Below are 19,414 nucleotides of genomic sequence, written 5' to 3'. Positions count from 1 at the left end.
CTACTGCGTCGGCCGCGGTTGGCGGCCGGGGACAGCCGGGCAGACAGGGTGTGCTGCCCGGGCGGAACTAGCCGTGCAAGCCGTGCGGGTGGGACGTGCGGAGCTGTGGCCGGCGCGACAGCGCGCGGAGGTGCCCCGGGCGCGGGCGCGTTCTGTGCCGACCGGGGGAAGAGTGCCACTACTCACGGGTTGATGTCATGTACGTGTCGAGAAGTTGGCCGAATACGTCCTTTCAGGAGGACAGTCGATCCGCATAACGGACGACGGGCTCCGCAGGACGTGACAGCGCGCGCCGCGGCCTCACCCCGAGCAGTGCGCGACGTCTCCCGGCGCGGGCTGTCGCTGTCGGAGACGGGGTCGGCGGGGTGCCGTCCTGCACGGTCCGGGCCGGTCCGTGGCGGGGACGCGGTTGTCCGGTGGGACGTGAACGGGACGGGCCGCGGGGTCGGGTGCGGGGCGAGCCCGGACGCGGTACCGATCGGCCGGGTCCGGCCCGCGGGCACAACGCGACGCCCCCCGGCGCGGAGCCGGGGGGCGGGGGAGGCGGGTGTCAGACGAGGCTGTCGCGCCAGGCCTGGTGGAGGTCGGCGAAGCGGCCGCTGCCGGAGATGAGGTCGGCGGGGGTGCCGTCCTCCACGATCCGGCCCTGGTCCATGACGAGGACGCGGTCGGCGATCTCGACCGTCGACAGACGGTGGGCGATGATCACCGCCGTGCGGCCGCGCAGCACCTCGCTCATCGCGCGCTGCACCGCGCGTTCGCCGGGCACGTCCAGCGAGGAGGTGGCCTCGTCGAGGATGAGCACGGCGGGGTCGGCGAGCAGCGCCCGCGCGAAGGCGACCAACTGCCGCTGGCCGGCCGAGATCCGGCCGCCGCGCTTGCGGACGTCGGTGTCGTAGCCGTCCGGGAGGGCGGCGATGAACTCGTGGGCGCCGATGGCGCGGGCGGCGTCCTCGACCTCCTCGCGGGTCGCCTCCGGGCGGCCGATCGCGATGTTCTCGGCGACCGTGCCGGAGAAGAGGAACGCCTCCTGGGTGACCATGACCACACCGCGGCGCAGGTCCGGCAGCGCCAGGTCGCGCAGGTCCACCCCGTCGAGGGTGACACGGCCCGAGGTCGGGTCGTAGAAGCGGGCCAGCAGCTTGGCGAGCGTCGACTTGCCGGCGCCGGTCGCCCCGACCACCGCCACCGTCTGGCCCGCGGGCAGCCGCAGGTCGAAGCGGGGCAGCACCTCGCCGCCGGTGCGGTAGGCGAAGCGGACGTCGTCGAAGACGACCTCGCGGCCCGGGATCTCCACCTCCGTGGGCGGCAGGGCGCGCGGTGCCTCCGGCTCGGGGACCGAGGGCCGCTGGGCGAGCAGGCCGGCGATCTTCTCCAGCGAGGCGGCGGCCGACTGGTAGGAGTTGAGGAACATGCCGAGCGGGTCGATCGGCGCGTACAGCCGGCGCAGGTAGAGCACGAAGGCCGCGAGCACGCCCAGTTCCAGCGAGCCGGAGGCCACCCGGTACGCGCCCCACAGGACCACCAGCGCCACCGAGGTGTTGGCGATCAGCCAGGAGGAGACGGTGAACCGGCCCATCTCCAGGATCGCGTCGCCGTTGGCCTTGCGGTGCGCGGCGTTCAGCTCGCCGAAGGCCTCGTCGTTGGCGTGCTCGCGGCGGAACGCCTGCACGGGCCGGATGCCGTTCATCGTCTCGGTGAAGCGCACGATGACCGCGGCGGTCGCGGCCGAGCGCCGCGTGTACACCCGGGCGGAGCGGCGGCGGAACGCGCGGATGGTGAACACCAGCGGCACCCCGCTCGCCAGCGTGAACAGGCCGAGCGGCCAGTCCAGCCAGAGCAGCACCGCGGAGATGTAGAGCACCGACAGCCCGACGTTGAGCAGTTCCTGCAGGCCCTCGGTCAGCAGTTCGCGGATCGACTCCACGTCGGAGGTCGCGCGCGCGATGATCCGGCCCGAGGTGTAGCGCTCGTGGAAGTCCAGGCCCAGCGCCTGGGCGTGCCGGAAGATCCGGCTGCGCAGCTCCACCAGGACGTCCTGGCAGATCACCCCGGCCCTGCGGATGAACGTGCGCTGCAGCAGGCCGCCCGCGACGGCGCACCCGATGTAGCCCACCGCCACCGCGATCAGCGGCCCGTGGTCGCCCCGGCGCAGCGCCGGGATCGCCCGGTCGATGGCCACCGCCACGATCAGCGGGCCCGCCTGCACGGCGGCCTGCTGCAGGAGCAGCATCACGGCCGCGAACCAGACCCGCCCGCGGTGCGGGCCGACGAGGTCGCGCAGCAGCCGGCCCGACGCCCCGGGGGGCGTCGGGAGGGTGTCCCGGTCGAAGGGATCGTCGCCGCCCGGTGAGCCGGCCGGCTTGTGCTCCTCGGCCGGCTCACCGGGCGGGGCGGGTTCGCCGGGGCGGCCCGCCTCACCGGGTTCGCCGGTGGAGGGCCCTGACTCCGCGACGGAGGTCATCGTGCGCTGCTCCCTTGGGATCGGATCCTGCTGCGGCCGGTGCGGGACGGGGTCATCCGGCCGCGCCTCCGCCGGAGGGGACGGTGGCGGGCTCGTCCTGGCCGGACATCAGACGGCGGTACTCCGCGGAGGTGGCGAGCAGTTCGTGGTGCGTGCCGACCTCGGTGACCCGGCCGTCGGCCATCAGGGCGACGCGGTCGGCCAGCATCACCGTGGAAGGACGGTGGGCCACGACCAGCGCGGTGGTGGTGGCGAGCACCTGGCGCAGGGCGGCCTCGACCAGGGCCTCGGTGTGGACGTCCAGCGCGGACAGCGGGTCGTCCAGGACGAGGAAGCGCGGCCGTCCCACCACCGCGCGGGCCAGGGCGAGTCGCTGCCGCTGGCCGCCGGACAGGCTCAGGCCCTGTTCGCCGACCTGGGTCTCCACCCCCTGCGGGAGCTTGTGGACGAAGTCGCACTGGGCGATCTCCAGGGCCCGCAGCAGATCGGCCTCGTCCGCGTCGGGGGCGCCCATGAGGACGTTCTCCCGGACGCTGGCGGAGAAGAGCGTGGGCTCCTCGAAGGCCGTGGCCACGATGCGGCGCAGCGCGGACCGGCTCAGCCCGGCGGAGTCGGCGCCGTCCAGGGTGATGCGGCCCCCGGTCGGTTCGTACAGCCGGGGGATCAGCGAGGTGAGCGTGGTCTTGCCGCTGCCCGTGGAGCCGACCAGGGCGACCGTCTCACCGCTGCGGATGTGCAGGTCGATGCCGGTGAGCAGGTCGGGGGTGCCCTCGGGGGCGTCGGGGTAGCGGAAGCGGACACCGGAGAAGCGGATGCCGTCGCCACCCCCGGCCGTCACCTCCGGCCCGGTGCCTTCGCCGGTCTCCGGGGGGATCTCGGAGTCCAGCACCTCGAAGACGCGGTCGGCGGCGGTGGCCGCCTCGTTGCTGAACGACAGCAGCCAGCCCAGCGACTCCACGGGCCAGCGCAGCGCCAGCGCGGTGGAGAGGAAGGCCACCAGCGTGCCGGCGGACAGGTCGCCGTCGGCCACCTGCGTCGCGCCCAGCACCAGCGCCGCGCCGAGCGCCACGTCCGGCAGGGCGGTGATGACCATCCACAGGTCGGCCAGCAGCCGGGCCTTGCGCAGCTCGGTGCCGCGCAGCTCGCGCGACTGGCGGCGGAAGGCCTCGGCCTGGCTGCGGTGCCGGCCGAAGGCCTTGATGATCCTGATGCCGAGCACGGACTCCTCGACCAGCGTGGTCAGGTCGCCGACCTGGTCCTGGGCGAGCCGGGAGGCCTGCTGGTAGCGCGCCTCGAAGTACGCGCAGAGGAACACCAGCGGTACGACGGGCACCAGCAGGATCAGCCCGAGCGACCAGTGCTGGAAGAACAGGATGGCGAAGCCCGCCACGATCGTCGCGCCGTTGACCGCCAGGAAGACCATCGGGAACGTCAGGAACATCCGCAGGATCTGCAGGTCGTTCGTGGCGCGCGAGAGCAGCTGTCCCGATCCCCAGCGGTCGTGGAAGGCCACCGGCAGGCGCTGCAGCCGCTGGTACAGCTCCGCCCGCATGGACGCTTCCAGCCCCGCCATCGGCCGGGCCACCAGCCAGCGCCGTATGCCGAACAGCCCTGCCTCCAGGAGCCCGAGCAGCAGTACGACGCCGCCGCCGAGCCAGACGCCGGAGGGGTCGTGGTCGGCGACCGGGCCGTCCACGATCCACTTCAGGACCAGCGGGATGAGCAGCGCGAGGCACGACGCGACCACGGCCACGCCCGCGGAGCCGAACAGCCGGTGGCTGACCGGTCTGACGTACGGCCACAGGCGCAGCAGGGAGCGGACGGCGGATCGGGGACGGTCGGGCGCGGGATGGATGGTCGACTCAGGCATCGTTTCAGAGAGTACGGCCGACCACTGACAACGCTCATCCGGATTTTCGGCCGAGGTCGCGCACGGCGGGTACCGACAGCAGCGCCGCACAGACCCCCAGGGTCACCACGCCACCGGCCAGCAGGACCGGGCGGGCCCCGAGGATTCCGGCCGCCGGCCCGGCCAGCGCCTGCCCGACGGGCAGCATGGCGACCGACCCCGCGACCTCGTACGCGTGGATCCGGTTGAGGATCTCGCCGGGCACCTGGGTCTGCACGCTGGTGGCCCACATCACACTCCAGAACGCCCAGGCCGTCCCGGCGACCAGCACCGCCGCCGCGACCACCGGCACCGGCAGCCCCGCGCCGACCGCCGCCGGGTAGAGCGCGAACCCGAACAGCGCCAGGGCCCCGCCCCGCAGCGGACGGGCCGGCCGGACCCGGATCGCCAGCAGTCCGCCGAGCGCGGTGCCCGCCCCCAGGGCGGAGGAGACCAGGCCGTACGCCTTCGGACCGTGCGCGGGCAGGATCTCACCGGCCGCCAGCGGGGTCACCGGGCCCATGACCATGATCATGAAGGCCATCCAGATCACGATCACCGACCACATCCAGGTGCGGGCCCGGAACTCCCGCCACCCCTCGGCCAGGTCGGCCCGGAAGCTGCCGCGTCGGACGGCGTCCCGCGGCTCCTCCGCGGTCCGCCCGGGCAGCCGGAGCAGCAGCAGGCAGACCGCGCTCACCGCGTACGTGCCGGCGTGCACGGCGAACACCCCGCCGGAGGAGGCGAACGCCACCAGCACACCGGCCAGCGCCGGGCCCGCCAGCGCCATCAGCGACTCGGCCGTGCGGACGACGCCGTTGGCCTCCTGGACGTCCCGCGCCACCTGCGGGACCGTACTGGCCACCCCTGGCTGGAACATCGCGCCCGCCGCGCCGTTGACCGCGCCGATCAGGCAGATCTGCCACAGCACGACGTGCCCCGAGAAGAACAGGGCCGCCGCCAGGGTCTGCGTGCCCACCCGCACCAGATCCGCGCCGATCATGAGGCCGCGGGCGCTGAAGCGGTCGGCGAGCACCCCGCCGAACACCACCAGCCCCGCGAAGCAGGCGGTGAACGAGGCCATGGCGAAGCCGATGTCGCCCGCGCCGTAGCCGTGCTGGAGGAGTCCGGCCGACAGGGCGACGGGCAGCATCGAGTCGCCGAGCATGGCGACGCTGCGGGCGGTGAAGTAGAGCGCGAACCCCCGTGACCACAGCCGGTCCCGGGGGGTGGCTCCCGCGGTGCGGTCGGAGGCGTGCGGCGGGGAGGGCGGAGATGCGGAGGTCACGGACGACCAGTGTGGACTGGACCAATTGGTCGAGTCCACACCTTCGCCGCGCTGTCTCGCGCCTCAGACCACCCGCAGCAGCAGCACCGTCCGCCCCGGTACCGTCAGGACGTCGCCGGCCCGGTGGCGGGTGCCCGGCGCCTCCGCCTGCTCCTCCAGCGAGGTGTCCAGCAGCAGTTCGTACTCCGCCGCCCACGGCGCGCCCGGCAGCGTGAAGCGGACCGGGCGGTGCGAGGCGTGCAGCACGGCGAGGAAGCTGTCGTCCCGCACCGGCAGCCCCTGCTGGTCGCGGTGCGGGATGTCCGCGCCGGACAGGTACATCCCCAGCGTCGAGTTGGCCCCGTGCCAGTCCGCCTCGGTCATCTCCCGCCCCCGCGCGGTGAACCAGGCCAGGTCCCGCAGCCCGCCGTCGGACTGCGGGCGCCCGGAGAAGAAGGCCCTGCGGCGCAGCACCGGATGGCGGCGGCGCAACCGCACCAGCCGCGTGGTCAGGTCGCGCAGCGCGGCCCAGGCCGGGTCCTGCAGCAGCGACCAGTCCATCCAGCCGATCGCGTTGTCCTGGCAGTAGGCGTTGTTGTTGCCGCCCTGGGTGCGCCCCGCCTCGTCCCCGGAGGTCAGCATCGGCACCCCGGTGGACAGCAGCAGGGTGGAGAGCATGTTGCGCAGCTGCCGCCGGCGCAGCGCCGTCACCTGCGGGTCGTCGGTCTCGCCCTCGTGCCCGCAGTTCCAGGAGCGGTTGTCGTTGGTGCCGTCCCGGTTGTCCTCGCCGTTGGCCTCGTTGTGCTTCCTCTCGTAGCTCACCAGGTCGCGCAGGGTGAAGCCGTCGTGCGCGGTGATGAAGTTGACCGAGGCGTACGGCCGGCGGCCGCCCCACGCGTACAGGTCGCTGGAGCCCGACAGCCGGTAGCCGAGGTCGCGCACGTCGTGGTGGGTGCCGCGCCAGAAGTCGCGCACGGTGTCGCGGTAGCGGTCGTTCCACTCCGTCCACAACGGCGGGAAGGCGCCCACCTGGTAGCCGCCGGAGCCGACGTCCCACGGCTCGGCGATCAGCTTGACCCGGCGCAGCACCGGGTCCTGGGCGATGACGGCGAGGAAGGGGGAGAGCATGTCGACGTCGTGCATGGAGCGGGCCAGCGCCGCCGCCAGGTCGAAGCGGAAGCCGTCGACGCCCATCTCGGTGACCCAGTAGCGCAGCGAGTCCGTGATCAGCCGCAGCACCTGGGGCTGCACCACGTGCAGGGTGTTGCCGCAGCCGGTGTAGTCGGCGTAGCGGCGGGGGTCCGCCTGCAGGCGGTAGTAGCCGCGGTTGTCGATGCCGCGCAGGGACAGGGTCGGGCCCAGCTCGCTGCCCTCGGCGGTGTGGTTGTAGACCACGTCGAGGATCACCTCGATGCCCGCGTCGTGCAGCGCGCGCACCATCCGCTTGAACTCGCCGACCTGCTGGCCGCGGCTGCCGGTGGCGGCGTAGCCGGCGTGCGGGGCGAAGTAGCCGACGGAGTTGTAGCCCCAGTAGTTGCGCAGGCCCCGGCGCAGCAGGTGGTCCTCGTGCGCGAACTGGTGCACCGGCAGCAGTTCCACCGCCGTCACGCCGAGTCCCGCCAGGTACTCCACCGCCGCGGGGTGCGCGAGCCCCGCGTAGGTGCCGCGCAGCTCGGGCGGGACGCCCGGGTGGCGCATGGTGAAACCGCGCACGTGCAGCTCGTAGATGACGGAGTCGGCCCACGGCGTCTTGGGGCGCCGGTCGTCCACCCAGGAGTCGTCGTCGTCCACCACCACGCCCTTGGGCACGTGCGGGGCCGAGTCGCGGTTGTCGCGCACGGTGTCGGCGACCGCGCGCTCCGGCCAGTCCCGGACGTGGCCGTACACCTCGGGCGGGAGCGCGAAGTCGCCGTCCACCGCCCGCGCGTACGGGTCGAGCAGCAGCTTGGCCGGATTCCAGCGGGCGCCGGTCCACGGGTCCCAGCGGCCGCCCACCCGGTAGCCGTAGCGGTGCCCCGGCAGGACGCCGGGGACGAAGCCGTGCCAGATCTCATGGGTCAGTTCGGTCAGCGGGATCCTGCTCTCGGCGCCGTCGTCGTCGAACAGGCAGAGTTCGACGGACTCCGCACCGCCCGCCCACAGCGCGAAATTGGTGCCCGGCCGCCCGTCCGGGCCGAGGTGGAAACGGGCCCCCAGCGGCTGCGGGCTGCCCGGCCAGACCTCCCGCGCCGGCTCCGGCTCGGCGGCCGCCGGATCGGAGTGCGGGCGGGGGAGGGGCACGGACAGGGGAGCGATCGGGGGGCCGACCGGGCGCAGCATGCCGGCCCGCTCGGCCGTATCGTCCTGGCGCGTCTCTGACACGTGCTCGCCTCCTGCGGCTCGGGGGACGCCGGTCCTGGCCGCGCCGGCCAGGTCCGTCGCGGCACGGTGTCCCTCCCGTGCCCGCGTCGCGCCCTCCCGCTTTACTTTCCCGTTCCCCGCGGGACGTCACACGTGTGATCGATCGCCGGCGTCGGCACGTTTCCCCGCGGCCCCCCGGTCGTTGACCCTGCGTGACGACTGCGGTGCGGCGCGCTGTGCGCGCGGGGGTGGGATCGACCGCCGCCATATGGATGGGTCTGGTGCTGACGGCGTGCGGGCTCGGCTTCGCGCCGGGGGAGGGCGGTACCGCCGCGGACCGCGCTCCGAAGCTGTCGCAGGCTCAGATCCGGATCACGCCGGGTGACGGGGCCCGCGACGTGCGACCCGACGATCCGTTCACCGTCGAGGCGGAGCACGGCCGGCTCAGCTCCGTGCGGGTGGCCGACGGCGAGGGGACCGGGATCGACGGCGTGCTCAGCGCCGACCGCACCCGCTGGCAGCCCCGCGACCGGCTGGCGCTGTCGGCGAAGTACACCGTGGACGCGGTCGCGGTGGACGGAGACGGCCGCCGCGCGGCCAAACACGCGGTCTTCACCACCCTCGTCCCGCAGAACACCCTGGTCGGCTACTTCACGCCGGAGGACGGCCAGACAGTGGGCACCGGCATGATCGTGTCCCTGGACTTCAACCGGCCGGTGGCCGACCGCGCGGCCGTCGAGCGGGCGATCTCCGTGACCTCGGAGCCGGCCGTCGACGTCGCGCCGCACTGGTTCGGCGACCAGCGCCTGGACTTCCGGCCCCGCTACCGCTGGCAGCCCGGCACCGAGGTCACCCTCGCGCTGCGGCTGCGCGACGTGGAGGCCGCGCCCGAGGTGTACGGGGTGCAGCACAAGGACGTGCGCTTCACCGTCGGCCGGGACCAGACCAGCGTCGTCGACGCGGCGACCCACACCATGACGGTGCGCCGGGCCGGGCAGGTGTTCCGCGTCCTGCCGATCTCGGCCGGCGCGCCCGACAACCCCACGTACAACGGCGCCATGGTGGTCTCCGAGAAGCTGCGGCTGACCCGGATGAACGGCGACACCGTCGGTTTCGGCGGCGAGTACGACATCCCGGACGTCCCGCACGCCCTGCGCCTGACCCGCTCCGGCACCTTCGTGCACGGCAGTTACTGGGCGGCCCCCGGCACCTTCGGCTCCGCCAACACCAGCCACGGCTGCGTCGGCCTGTACGACGTGAAGGGCGGCGGGGACGCCACTCCGGCGGGCTGGTTCTTCGACCACACGCTCGTCGGGGACATGGTCACGGTGGTCAACTCCCACGACCGCACCGTCGCCCCGGACAACGGGCTGGGCGGCTGGAACCTGTCCTGGCAGCAGTGGCGGTCCGGCGGCTGAACACCCGCTGCGGCAGGGCCCGGTGATCGGGACGGAACGGTGACATTACCGGGACCTGCCGGACCTCCTTCCTGTGGTTGGCTGATCCGAGAGTGAGGGGGACTCACACGGGCACGGCCGGGCATGGGGAGAGAAGAGTTGAAGGCGATACAGGGAGCGCCGGGCGCCAAGCGCACCACCTTGGCCCTGGCGACGGGGGCGATGCTGCTGCTGGTGACCGCCTGCGGTGGCAGCGCGAGCGGGAACAGCAAGGACGGCGGCGACCAGGCCAAGCCGGGGGCGTCGGCGTCGGCGAGCGGCGGCACCGGTGACACCACCGAGTCGCAGGCCGTCGTGACGATCGCGCCGGAGGACGGCGCGGACGACGTGGCCACCACGGGGGCGCTGAAGATCACCGCGGGCAAGGGCAAGTTGACCTCGGTGGTGGTGAAGACGGCCAAGGGCGAACCGGTCGACGGGGAGATATCCGCCGACGGCACCGGATGGGAGCCGTCCGAGACGCTGGGCGCGTCGACCAAGTACACGGTGGACGCGATAGCCAAGGACAGCGCGGGACGCGAGTCCGCCAAGCACGCGAGCTTCACCACGGTCACCCCGAAGGACACCTTCATCGGCTTCTTCACCCCGGAGGACGGTCAGACGATCGGCACGGGGATGGAGGTCTCCCTCAACTTCAACCGCCCCATCAAGGACAAGAAGGCCGTCGAGAAGGCCATCGCGGTCACCGCGAGCCCGTCCGTCCCGGTCGCCGGCCACTGGTACGGCAACCAGCGCATCGACTTCCGCCCGGAGAAGTACTGGGCGAAGGGCACCAAGATCACGCTGTCCCTGCGGCTGAACGGCGTCGAGGGCGCGGACGGCGTCTACGGCACCCAGTCCAAGGACGTCCACTACACCGTGGGCCGCAGCCAGGTCAGCATCGTCGACGCGGCGAAGCACACCATGAAGGTCTACCGCGACGGCAGGCTGCTGCGGACCATACCGATCACCTCCGGTGGTCCGGGAACGACCACGTACAACGGCAAGATGGTCATCACCGAGCGCTACCCGGTCACCCGTATGAACGGCGACACGGTGGGCTTCGGCGGCGAGTACGACATCAAGGACGTGCCGCACGCGCAGCGCCTGACCACCTCGGGCACCTTCGTCCACGGCAACTACTGGGCGAGCCCCTCCACCTTCGGCAACGCCAACGTCAGCCACGGCTGCGTCGGTCTGCAGGACGTGCGCGGCGGCAGCAGCAGCAGTCCGTCGGGCTGGTTCTACGACAACTCGATGATCGGGGACGTCGTCGAGGTGAAGAACTCCAAGGACAAGACGGTGCAGTGGTGGAACGGGCTCAACGGCTGGAACATGCCGTGGAGCGAGTGGACCGCCGCCTCCTGACAGCGGGCGCCGTGCCCGTGAGGCACGTCGCAGCGTAAACGGGCGTTCACGGATACCCTCGTCGGCCATGACAGTCAATCTTGAGGTCGACGAGGGTGTCGGCACCATTCGCCTGGACCGCCCCCCGATGAACGCGCTGGACGTCGCGACGCAGGACCGGCTCCGCGAGGTCGCGGAGGAGTCGGCCCGGCGCGACGACGTCCGGGCCGTGGTGGTCTGGGGCGGCGAGAAGGTGTTCGCGGCGGGCGCGGACATCAAGGAAATGCAGGCCATGGACTACGAGGCCATGGCCGTCCGGGCCCGCGCGCTGCAGGACTCCTTCACGGCGGTGGCCCGGATCCCCAAGCCGGTGGTCGCCGCCGTGACGGGTTACGCGCTGGGCGGCGGCTGTGAACTCGCCCTGTGCGCCGACATCCGGATCGCCGGGGAGAACGCGAAGCTCGGCCAGCCGGAGATCCTGCTCGGCCTGATCCCGGGCGCCGGCGGCACCCAGCGGCTGTCCCGGCTGGTCGGGCCGTCCAAGGCCAAGGACCTCATCTTCACCGGCCGCATGGTGCCGGCGGACGAGGCGCTGACGATCGGTCTGGTGGACAAGGTGGTCCCCGCCGAGCAGGTGTACGCCGAGGCGCGCGCCTGGGCGGAGCGCCTGGCCCGCGGCCCGGCGCTGGCGCTGCGCGCCGCGAAGGAGGCGGTCGACGCCGGCCTGGAGACCGATCTGGAGACCGGCCTGACGATCGAACGCAACCTCTTCGCGGGGCTGTTCGCCACCGAGGACCGCACGACGGGCATGCGCAGCTTCGTCGAGGAGGGGCCCGGCAAGGCGAAGTTCCTTTAGCCCCCACCCGGTTGAGTGACCTTCGGAACCGGCCCGGTCGCCTTAAGGGAACCTTAAGCAGACCTTAAGGCGACCCGCGCCGGATGGGTTGACAGGCCGCCGTCAGGACGCGGTCGTCGCAGGTGAAGGGCATGGTGGGAGATCCATTTTTGCCCTTGACATATGTCAAAACGACTACTCGGAACATCCCATTCCGCCCGGCCAATTCCCCCGATCCGCCCCGAACCGCCGCTCGGGGCGGTCATCATGAGGGCATGGCGGGGCAGCAGGGAGCATCGGAACAGCCGCAGCGGGTGACGATCCCGGCTGCGGGGCGGCCGCCCGCGGCGGCCGACGAACTGGCGGCATCCCTCGATCTGGTGGGGAACCCGTCCGAGGGCGAGGTGCCGCTCACCTCGCGCCCGGAGTCCGCGGCCACCGCACGCCGGCTGGCGCTGTCGGTGCTGCGGCTGTGGGGCCTGCCGCAGTTCAACGACGTGGTCGAGTTACTCGTCTCCGAGCTCGTCGGCAATGCCGTCCGGCACACCGGAGCCCGCACCTTCGGCCTGCGCATGCTGCGCCGCCGCGGCTGGATCCGGGTCGAGGTGCGCGACCCGTCCCGGGCGCTGCCCTGTCTGATGCCGGTGCGGGAGATGGACATCAGCGGCCGCGGGCTGTTCCTGGTGGACAAGCTCGCCGACCGCTGGGGCGTGGATCTGCTGCCGCGCGGAAAGACCACCTGGTTCGAAATGCGCGTCATGGACCGTTGAACACAAAGTGAACTTCACGCCTGCGTTTACAAGGTCAGTGGCCCACCTCACGCACACATCGTGAGGTCTGGGGTGGGGAATGACGTATAGTTGTGCGTAACGACCCCATCGACCCGGCTCGGTCGTTCCAGGACGTCATGGATCACACCCCCTGGTTCCATGACGAATGAGAGGCCCCCACTCCGCCGAACAACGGCGCGCAGGGGGCCTCTTTCGCGCGGGGGTCCCGCGTGGCCGGCCGTGCCGCGCGGACACGCCGACGAACGGGTGAGCATCCCCGGCGCCGGGCCGGACCGGGGTGATCGTGATCGTATGACCACACTGCGTATGCTGCGCCGGCTGAGCGCCGCCGCGCTTCCGCTGGGCGCCCTCGCCCTCCCGCTGTGCGCCACCGCCGACGCCGTCGCCCCCGGGCTTGCCGACGCCGCCGAGTGGTGCCCCCTCGTTCCCGACCGGCTCTACGCTGCGGCGGAGACCGATGTGGACCTCGCCAGGATGCGCCCGGACGCGCCCGCCTGGCGCGCCAACTGCCGTGCCCTGTACCGGTCCGACGACCGGTCGCCCGCGGTGGTCTTCAAGGAGGGCCTGCGCCCGGCCGACACCCACGGCCAGTACGACCTGCGGTCCTACGCCCAGCGCGACCAGCCGGCGCCCTACGTGGCCGCCACGTACGACCGGGAGGCCTACCGGCGGCAGGACGCGGCCTACCACTACTGGATCGACGCCCCCGGCGGCATCGACGTCAACGCCACCCTCGGCACCCGTACGGTGCGCGCGCCGCAGACGGGCATCGCCTTCCCCGGAGGCATCGCGCGGCAGTTCGTCGTCAAGGGCTGCCCGGTGGACCCCGCGACCCGGACCGAGATCACCGCCCGGTGCGTGACCAATCCCGACTACGCCCCCTGGCGCGGCTGGCCCGCCCCGGCCTGGACCGGCGTGCCGGAACCGGGCGTCCCGGCCGGGGCCACGACGTCGACGCCCGCCTCGACGGGCTGACGCGCGGGTGCGGTGACCGGCCGCGGCCGGCCACCGCACCCGGGAAGAACGCGGGCCCCGCGGGGGCCGGAACCACGGGTTCCGGCCCCCCGCGGGGCCCTTGTCCGGCGGACGGTCAGCCGCGCCGCAGCACCGTCGTCAGCACCCCGGCCACGGTGGCCTCGGGGTCGTCCACGGCGTCCTCGGCGCGCCACGCGACGAAGCCGTCCGGGCGGACCATGATCGCGCCGCGCGGCGACACACCGTGCAGGGCGGCCCAGTCCGTGTCGCCCTCCGGGGTCAGGTCGGCCTCGGCGGAGCCGCCGAGACGGTACGCGGCCAGCGGCACACCGAGGCGCGCGCCGGCCGTGCGGGCGGCGTCGTGCCACGCCCGGCCCTCGGCGCCGTCACCGCAGAGCAGCACCATGGAGCGCTCGTAGAGGTCCAGCGTGGAGCGGCGCTCGCCGTCCGGCGCCGTCGCCCACAGGTGCGGGGCGCGCCCGCCGGGCTCGGCGACCGGGCGGAAGTCCTCCGGGACGACCGACCGGCCGGGGTCGCCGCCGAGGAAGGCGCCCTCGGGGTAGCGGTAGCCGAGGGCGACCACGAGCACGCCCTTCTGCGGGCCGCCGCCCGCCGGCGGGGCGTACCCGGGGTGGGCGTGCTCGGCGGAACGGGCCGAGGCCCGCTCGCTGGTCGCCACCGCGACCGGGCGGCGCTCCGCCTCGTAGGTCTCCAGCAGCCCGGGCCCGGCCCAGCCGCCGACGACCGCCGCGAGCTTCCAGGCCAGGTTGTGGGCGTCCTGGATGCCGGTGTTGGAGCCGAACGCGCCGGTCGGGGACATCTCGTGGGCGGAGTCGCCGGCGAGCAGCACCCGGCCGCGGCCGTAGGAGTCGGCGACGCGCTCGGCGGCCCGCCAGGGGGCGCGGCCGGTGATCTCGATCTCCAGGTCGGGCACGCCCACCGCGGTGCGGATGTGGGCGATGAGCCGCTGGTCGGTGAAGTCCTCGATCTTCTCGCCCTGTTCGGGGTGCCACGGGGCGTGGAAGACCCAGTTCTCCTGGTTGTCGACGGGCAGCAGCACCCCGTCGGCCTCGGGGTTGGTCAGGTAGCAGGCGATGAAGTGCCGGTCGCCGACGGCCTCGGCCAGGCGCTTGGCCCGGAACGTGGCGCTGATGTTGGCGAACAGGTCGCCCCGGCCGCTGTGGCCGATCCCCAGCCGCTCGCGCACGGGACTGCGCGGGCCGTCGGCGGCGACCAGGTAGTCCGCGCGCACCGTGCGGCGCGCGCCGGTCTCCCGGTCGAGCAGTTCGGCGGTGACGCCGGCACCGTCGGCGGACTGCTCGAAGGAGAGCATCTCGGTGCTGAAGGCCAGGTCGCCGCCCAGGTCGCGGGCGTACTTCAGCAGCACCGGCTCCAGGTCGTTCTGGCTGCACAGGCACCAGCCGCTGGGGCTGATCCCGGCGAGCCGGCCGCCCGGGTCGATGTTCCGGAAGAGCCACTCGGCGTTGGCCGAGGTCAGCGACTCGGCCTGGAGGATGCCGTGGTTGTCGGCGAGTACGGAGGCGGCCTGCCGGATCAACTGCTCGGCGCCCGCCGTGCGGAACACCTCCATGGTCCGCAAGTTGTTGCCGCGGCCGCGGGGGTGGATGGACGTTCCCGGGTGCTTCTCGACGAGGAGGTGCCGGACGCCGAGCCGGCCCAGGAAGACTGAGGTGGAGAGCCCGACGAGGGAGCCCCCCACGATGAGGACCGGGACCCGGTCTTCGGCCTGTGGAGTCATAGCTCCCTTGATGCCCGATAACGGAGCGTATTTGCGCCCATCACCCAATCGGATCACATATCTCGCACCGGTTGGGCCACCACAGCACGATCAATGGACGACGGACCTCGGGGTTGCTCGCTCTCGAAAGAGGTGGAATATGACACCCCTGGCCGAAAAGGTCTCGCAGTCCGCGCTCGATGGCACTCGCCTGCGCGTCGTCCTCATGCTGGATGTCGAGGACGGTGCCGAGCAGCGGTTTCTTGACGCGTATGACCAAATGTGCCGCCATGTCGCTGCCGTGCCCGGGCACGTCAGCGACCAGCTTTGCCAGTCGATCGAGAATCCCTCGCAATGGCTGATCACCAGTGAGTGGGACAGTGCGCTGCACTTCCTGGCCTGGGTGGACAGCCCGACCCATCTGGAGATGGTGCAGCCGATGCACGGCTGCGTGAAGGACACCCGCTCGCTGCGCTTCGGCGTGCTGCGGGAGACCCGTACCTCGTACGAGCCGGGTCTCCTGCAGTCCGTGCCGAGGGTCGGCGACGGGCTGAACCGCCACGCCATCACCTTCACCGTGAAGCCCGGCAGCGAGGCGGCGGTCGCCGACATCCTGTCCGGCTACACCTCACCGCAGGCGCAGGTCGACGAGACCACGCGGCTGCACCGCACCTCGCTGTTCATGCACGGCAACCGTGTCGTGCGAGCGGTGGAGGTGGAGGGCGACCTGATCCGGGCGCTGCGCCACGTGGCGCGGCAGCCGGAGGTGCAGGAGGTCGAGGAGGCCATCAACCCCTACCTCGAGGCACACCGCGACCTCAGCGACCCCAGTTCCGCACGGGAGTTCTTCGCCCGCGCGGCACTGCCGGCCGTGCACCACGTCGCCAAGGGCGCCGACCGGCCGGAGACCCTGCGCCGGCACGCCCTGTTCTACCCCGCCAAGGACGGCTGCGGGCCCTCCGTCGCCAAGATGCTGGCGGCGCAGGACGAACAGGCGGTGGAGGACCCGAAGGGCCCGCTCGCGCGCAGCACGGTCTACCTGCGCGAGGACATCGTCGTCCGACTCATCGACCTGCGGATGCCGGTCGAGGAGGCGCCCCTGATCGCGGTCGGGGCCGCCGGCCGGCACAAGGCGAGCGTGCTCGCCCGACTGCTGGACGTCGGCCCGGACCTGGACGTCTCGAGCGACCTGGGCCTCAAGCGGTTCCTCAACGAGTGCGACATGCGGATGCTCACCGACCGGCGAGCCCCCGTGAACGCGCCCGCGTCCTGACCCACCCCCACACCCGCCATCGCAACCGGCAGGTACCGGCCGGCCCCGGGTACGCCCGGGGCCGGCCCGGCCGGAGGAGAGAAGCATGGATGACCTGCTGACGAACGACCGGAGCAACCGGGACGTTCCGTTCACCCCGACGATCGTGAATCTCGGCGACACCGCGCCCAACCGCCGCCGCGGCGGTGACCTGCGGGCGATGCTCACCCCGACCGCGGTCGGCGCCACGAGCGGTTTCATGGGCGTGGCGCTCGTGCAGCCCGGCGAGCGGATCGGTGAGCACTACCACCCGTACTCCGAGGAGTTCGTGTACGTGGAGTGCGGCTCCCTGGAGGTCGACCTCGACGGGGTGCCGTGCCCGCTCCGGCCCGAGCAGGGCCTGATGATCCCCCCGTACGTCCGGCACCGGTTCCGCAACGTCGGCAGCACCGAGGCCCGGCTCGTCTTCCACCTCGGCCCGCTCGCCCCGCGGCCCGAACTCGGCCACGTGGACACCGAGGTCACGGAGGCCACCGGGTCCACCGCGGCCACTCACGGGTCCGATACACACCAGGGCCCGGCGTCATGACCCGCCGGGTGGCGGTCACCGGGGCAGGTGTCGTCGCCCCCGGCGGTGTCGGGGTCCCCGCGTTCTGGGAGCTTCTCACCGCCGGCCGTACGGCGACCCGCGGGATCACGCTCTTCGACGCGACGGGTTTCCGGTCCCGCATAGCCGCCGAGGTCGACTTCGACCCCGCGGCCTGCGGCCTGAGCCCCAAGGACACCGAACGCGCCGACCGGTACGTCCAGTTCGCGCTCGTCGCGGCCGCCGAGGCGCTGCGCGATGCCGGACTGGACCTGGACGACGAGGACCCGTGGCGGGTCGGGGTGTCGCTCGGCACCGCCGTCGGCGGCACCACCCGGCTCGAACACGACTACATACGCGTCAGCGCGTCCGGTGCCCGCTGGGACGTCGACCACACCAAGGCCGGCGCCCATCTCCACCGGGCGTTCGCACCCAGCGCGCTCGCCTCCGAGATAGCCGAGCGGCACGGCGCCCGCGGGCCCGTGCAGACCGTCTCCACCGGCTGCACCTCGGGCCTGGACGCGGTGGGCTACGCCTTCCACACCATCGAGGAGGGACGCGCCGACATCGTCATCGCCGGCGCCTCGGACTCCCCGATATCCCCGATCACGGTGGCCTGCTTCGACGCCATCAAGGCCACCTCGCCCAACAACGACGACCCGGCCCACGCCTCCCGGCCCTTCGACGCCCGCCGCGACGGCTTCGTCATGGGCGAGGGCGGCGCCGTCCTCATCCTGGAGGACCTGGAGCACGCCCAGGCCCGCGGGGCCCGCGTCTACTGCGAGATCGGCGGCTACGCCACCTACGGCAACGCCTACCACATGACCGGTCTGACCACCGAGGGCCTGGAGATGTCCGAGGCCATCGACCGCGCCCTGGACCACGCGCGGCTCGACCCCCGGGACGTGGACTACGTCAACGCCCACGGCTCCGGCACCAAGCAGAACGACCGCCACGAGACCGCCGCGGTCAAGCGCTCCCTCGGCGAGCACGCCTACTCCACGCCCATGAGCTCCATCAAGTCCATGGTGGGCCACTCCCTCGGTGCCATCGGCGCGATCGAACTCGCCGCCTGCACCCTCGCCCTCGCCCACGGCGTGGTCCCGCCGACTGCCAACTACGAGACCCCGGACCCCGAGTGCGACCTGGACTACGTCCCGCGCACCGCCCGCGAACTCAAGCTGCGCACCGTGCTGTCCGTCGGCAGCGGGTTCGGCGGCTTCCAGTCCGCGGTGGTCCTCAACCGACCGGAGGGTAGCCAGCGATGAGAAGCCGAGCGGTGGTCACCGGCATAGGCGTGGTCGCGCCCAACGGCATCGGTGCGGACGCCTTCTGGAAGGCGACCCGGGAGGGCGTCGCCGTTCTCGACTCGGTCAGCCGCGAGGGCTGCCAGGACCTTCCGCTGCGCGTCGCCGGAGAGGTGCGCGGCTTCGACGTCTCCGCGGTCGTCGAGGAGCGCTACACCGTCCAGACCGACCGGTTCACCCACTTCGCGATGGCGGCGGCGGACCAGGCGGTGGCCGACTCCGGCCTGCGCCCGGACGAGAACGCCCCCTTCGACATCGGTGTGGTGACCGCGGCCTGCTCCGGCGGCGGCGAGTTCGGCCAGCGCGAACTGCAGCACCTGTGGGGACAGGGACCTAACTTCGTCGGCCCCTACCAGTCCATCGCGTGGTTCTACGCGGCGAGCACCGGCCAGATCTCCATCCGCGGCGGATTCAAGGGTCCCTGCGGCGTCGTCGCCAGCGACGAGGCCGGCGGCCTGGACGCCATCGCGCACGCCTGCCGCAACATCACCCGTGGCACCGGCACCCGGGCCGTCGTCGTCGGCGCCGCCGAGGCGCCGCTGGCGCCGTACTCGGGCGTGTGCCAGCTCGGCTACCGGGAACTGAGCCTGGAGACCGAACCCGACCGGGCCTACCTGCCCTTCACCGACCGGGCCCGCGGCTTCGCCCCCGCCGAGGGCGGCGCCATGCTCGTCGTCGAGGACGCCGAGCACGCCGCCCGCCGCGGAGCCGAGGCCCGGGCCGTCATCGCAGGGCACGGTGCCACCTTCACCGGGGCCTCCCAGTGGGACAGGTCCCGCGAAGGCCTGGCCAGGGCGATCCGCGACGCCCTCGCCGAAGCGCAGTGCGCGCCCGAGGACATCGACGTCGTCTTCGCCGACGCGCTCGGCACCGTCGAGGCCGACCGGGCCGAGGTGCTGGCGCTCGGCGACGCCCTGGGACCGTGGGCCGCCCGCGTCCCCGTCACCGCCCCCAAGACCGGCACCGGCCGCGCCTACTGCGGCGCCCCGGTGCTCGACGTGGCCGCCGCCGTGCTCGCCCTGCGGGACCAGGTGGTCCCCCCGACCCCCAACGTCACCGACATCTGCCACGACCTCGATCTGGTCACCGGCCGGCCCCGCCCGGCGGACCTGCGCACCGCGCTGGTCCTCAGCCGCGGCCTCATGGGCTCCAACTCGGCCCTCGTGGTCCGGGCTTGAGGCCCGTCCC

General features: G+C 72.8%; 14 protein-coding genes. 9 read left to right on the top strand and 5 right to left on the bottom strand.

Annotated features, from left to right (window positions below; translation table 11 throughout):
- Positions 1–550 precede the first annotated feature (550 nt).
- The 4 genes from ACIP98_RS30120 to glgX form a co-directional block, all read right to left on the bottom strand.
- Positions 551–2,464 (bottom strand): ABC transporter ATP-binding protein, encoded by a 1,914-nt coding sequence (locus tag ACIP98_RS30120; RefSeq protein ID WP_319659895.1) that lies wholly within the window; start codon positions 2,462–2,464, stop codon positions 551–553.
- Positions 2,465–2,516: 52 nt separating this feature from the next.
- Positions 2,517–4,334: an ABC transporter ATP-binding protein gene (locus ACIP98_RS30115; protein WP_401978951.1), complete on the bottom strand. Its 1,818-nt coding sequence runs from the start codon at positions 4,332–4,334 to the stop codon at positions 2,517–2,519.
- 34 nt (positions 4,335–4,368) lie between these two features.
- On the bottom strand, positions 4,369–5,640 hold the full coding sequence (locus ACIP98_RS30110; protein WP_401978949.1) for an MFS transporter: 1,272 nt from the start codon (positions 5,638–5,640) through the stop codon (positions 4,369–4,371).
- Positions 5,641–5,703: 63 nt separating this feature from the next.
- Positions 5,704–7,980, bottom strand: coding sequence for a glycogen debranching protein GlgX (glgX, locus tag ACIP98_RS30105; protein ID WP_319659893.1), 2,277 nt, complete (start codon positions 7,978–7,980; stop codon positions 5,704–5,706).
- A gap of 251 nt (positions 7,981–8,231) precedes the next feature.
- Between glgX and ACIP98_RS30100 the strand changes: the two genes are divergently transcribed.
- From ACIP98_RS30100 to ACIP98_RS30080, 5 genes are all read left to right on the top strand, one after another.
- On the top strand, positions 8,232–9,377 hold the full coding sequence (locus ACIP98_RS30100; RefSeq protein WP_401978968.1) for an Ig-like domain-containing protein: 1,146 nt from the start codon (positions 8,232–8,234) through the stop codon (positions 9,375–9,377).
- Positions 9,378–9,578: 201 nt separating this feature from the next.
- Positions 9,579–10,763 carry an Ig-like domain-containing protein gene (locus tag ACIP98_RS30095; RefSeq protein ID WP_401978966.1) on the top strand — a complete coding sequence of 395 codons (1,185 nt, stop codon included), beginning with the start codon at positions 9,579–9,581 and terminating at the stop codon, positions 10,761–10,763.
- A 67-nt stretch (positions 10,764–10,830) separates the two neighbouring features.
- Positions 10,831–11,598, top strand: coding sequence for an enoyl-CoA hydratase/isomerase family protein (locus ACIP98_RS30090; protein ID WP_401978947.1), 768 nt, complete (start codon positions 10,831–10,833; stop codon positions 11,596–11,598).
- Between the two features lie 254 nt (positions 11,599–11,852).
- A complete protein-coding gene (locus ACIP98_RS30085; protein WP_401978946.1) occupies positions 11,853–12,347 on the top strand; it encodes an ATP-binding protein in 495 nt (164 codons plus the stop codon).
- A gap of 312 nt (positions 12,348–12,659) precedes the next feature.
- Positions 12,660–13,343, top strand: coding sequence for a hypothetical protein (locus ACIP98_RS30080; RefSeq protein ID WP_401978944.1), 684 nt, complete (start codon positions 12,660–12,662; stop codon positions 13,341–13,343).
- Positions 13,344–13,458: 115 nt separating this feature from the next.
- Here ACIP98_RS30080 and ACIP98_RS30075 read toward each other — a convergent pair whose 3' ends face one another.
- Positions 13,459–15,102 (bottom strand): FAD-dependent monooxygenase, encoded by a 1,644-nt coding sequence (locus ACIP98_RS30075; protein WP_319659888.1) that lies wholly within the window; start codon positions 15,100–15,102, stop codon positions 13,459–13,461.
- A gap of 139 nt (positions 15,103–15,241) precedes the next feature.
- Here ACIP98_RS30075 and ACIP98_RS30070 point away from each other — a divergent pair, with 139 nt between their 5' ends.
- The 4 genes from ACIP98_RS30070 to ACIP98_RS30055 all read left to right on the top strand — a co-directional run bounded on the left by ACIP98_RS30070 (position 15,242) and on the right by ACIP98_RS30055 (position 19,404).
- Positions 15,242–16,354 carry a SchA/CurD-like domain-containing protein gene (locus tag ACIP98_RS30070; protein WP_319659887.1) on the top strand — a complete coding sequence of 371 codons (1,113 nt, stop codon included), beginning with the start codon at positions 15,242–15,244 and terminating at the stop codon, positions 16,352–16,354.
- A gap of 85 nt (positions 16,355–16,439) precedes the next feature.
- Positions 16,440–16,922, top strand: a complete 483-nt coding sequence (locus ACIP98_RS30065) for a cupin domain-containing protein (protein ID WP_319659886.1) — start codon at positions 16,440–16,442, stop codon at positions 16,920–16,922.
- Positions 16,919–18,187, top strand: coding sequence for a beta-ketoacyl-[acyl-carrier-protein] synthase family protein (locus tag ACIP98_RS30060; protein WP_401978942.1), 1,269 nt, complete (start codon positions 16,919–16,921; stop codon positions 18,185–18,187). The genes ACIP98_RS30065 and ACIP98_RS30060 overlap by 4 nt, the downstream gene beginning before the upstream one ends.
- Entirely contained in the window at positions 18,184–19,404 is a 1,221-nt protein-coding gene (locus ACIP98_RS30055) for a ketosynthase chain-length factor (RefSeq protein ID WP_319659884.1), read from the top strand. The genes ACIP98_RS30060 and ACIP98_RS30055 overlap by 4 nt, the downstream gene beginning before the upstream one ends.
- Positions 19,405–19,414 lie beyond the last annotated feature (10 nt).

The sequence above is a fragment of the Streptomyces sp. NPDC088354 genome, from assembly GCF_044753585.1.
Lineage (GTDB): Bacteria > Actinomycetota > Actinomycetes > Streptomycetales > Streptomycetaceae > Actinacidiphila.
Note: the sequence above shows the minus strand (reverse complement) of the source record. Positions and strands in the feature narration are given on the sequence as shown.

Coding starts and splice junctions, on each gene's coding strand:
- ACIP98_RS30120 (WP_319659895.1), bottom strand. CDS start 2,464: ATGACCTCCGTCGCGGAGTCAGGGCCCTCCACCGGCGAACCCGGTGAG.
- ACIP98_RS30115 (WP_401978951.1), bottom strand. CDS start 4,334: ATGCCTGAGTCGACCATCCATCCCGCGCCCGACCGTCCCCGATCCGCC.
- ACIP98_RS30100 (WP_401978968.1), top strand. CDS start 8,232: ATGGGTCTGGTGCTGACGGCGTGCGGGCTCGGCTTCGCGCCGGGGGAG.
- ACIP98_RS30095 (WP_401978966.1), top strand. CDS start 9,579: ATGCTGCTGCTGGTGACCGCCTGCGGTGGCAGCGCGAGCGGGAACAGC.
- ACIP98_RS30090 (WP_401978947.1), top strand. CDS start 10,831: ATGACAGTCAATCTTGAGGTCGACGAGGGTGTCGGCACCATTCGCCTG.
- ACIP98_RS30085 (WP_401978946.1), top strand. CDS start 11,853: ATGGCGGGGCAGCAGGGAGCATCGGAACAGCCGCAGCGGGTGACGATC.
- ACIP98_RS30080 (WP_401978944.1), top strand. CDS start 12,660: ATGACCACACTGCGTATGCTGCGCCGGCTGAGCGCCGCCGCGCTTCCG.
- ACIP98_RS30075 (WP_319659888.1), bottom strand. CDS start 15,102: ATGACTCCACAGGCCGAAGACCGGGTCCCGGTCCTCATCGTGGGGGGC.
- ACIP98_RS30070 (WP_319659887.1), top strand. CDS start 15,242: ATGACACCCCTGGCCGAAAAGGTCTCGCAGTCCGCGCTCGATGGCACT.
- ACIP98_RS30065 (WP_319659886.1), top strand. CDS start 16,440: ATGGATGACCTGCTGACGAACGACCGGAGCAACCGGGACGTTCCGTTC.
- ACIP98_RS30060 (WP_401978942.1), top strand. CDS start 16,919: ATGACCCGCCGGGTGGCGGTCACCGGGGCAGGTGTCGTCGCCCCCGGC.
- ACIP98_RS30055 (WP_319659884.1), top strand. CDS start 18,184: ATGAGAAGCCGAGCGGTGGTCACCGGCATAGGCGTGGTCGCGCCCAAC.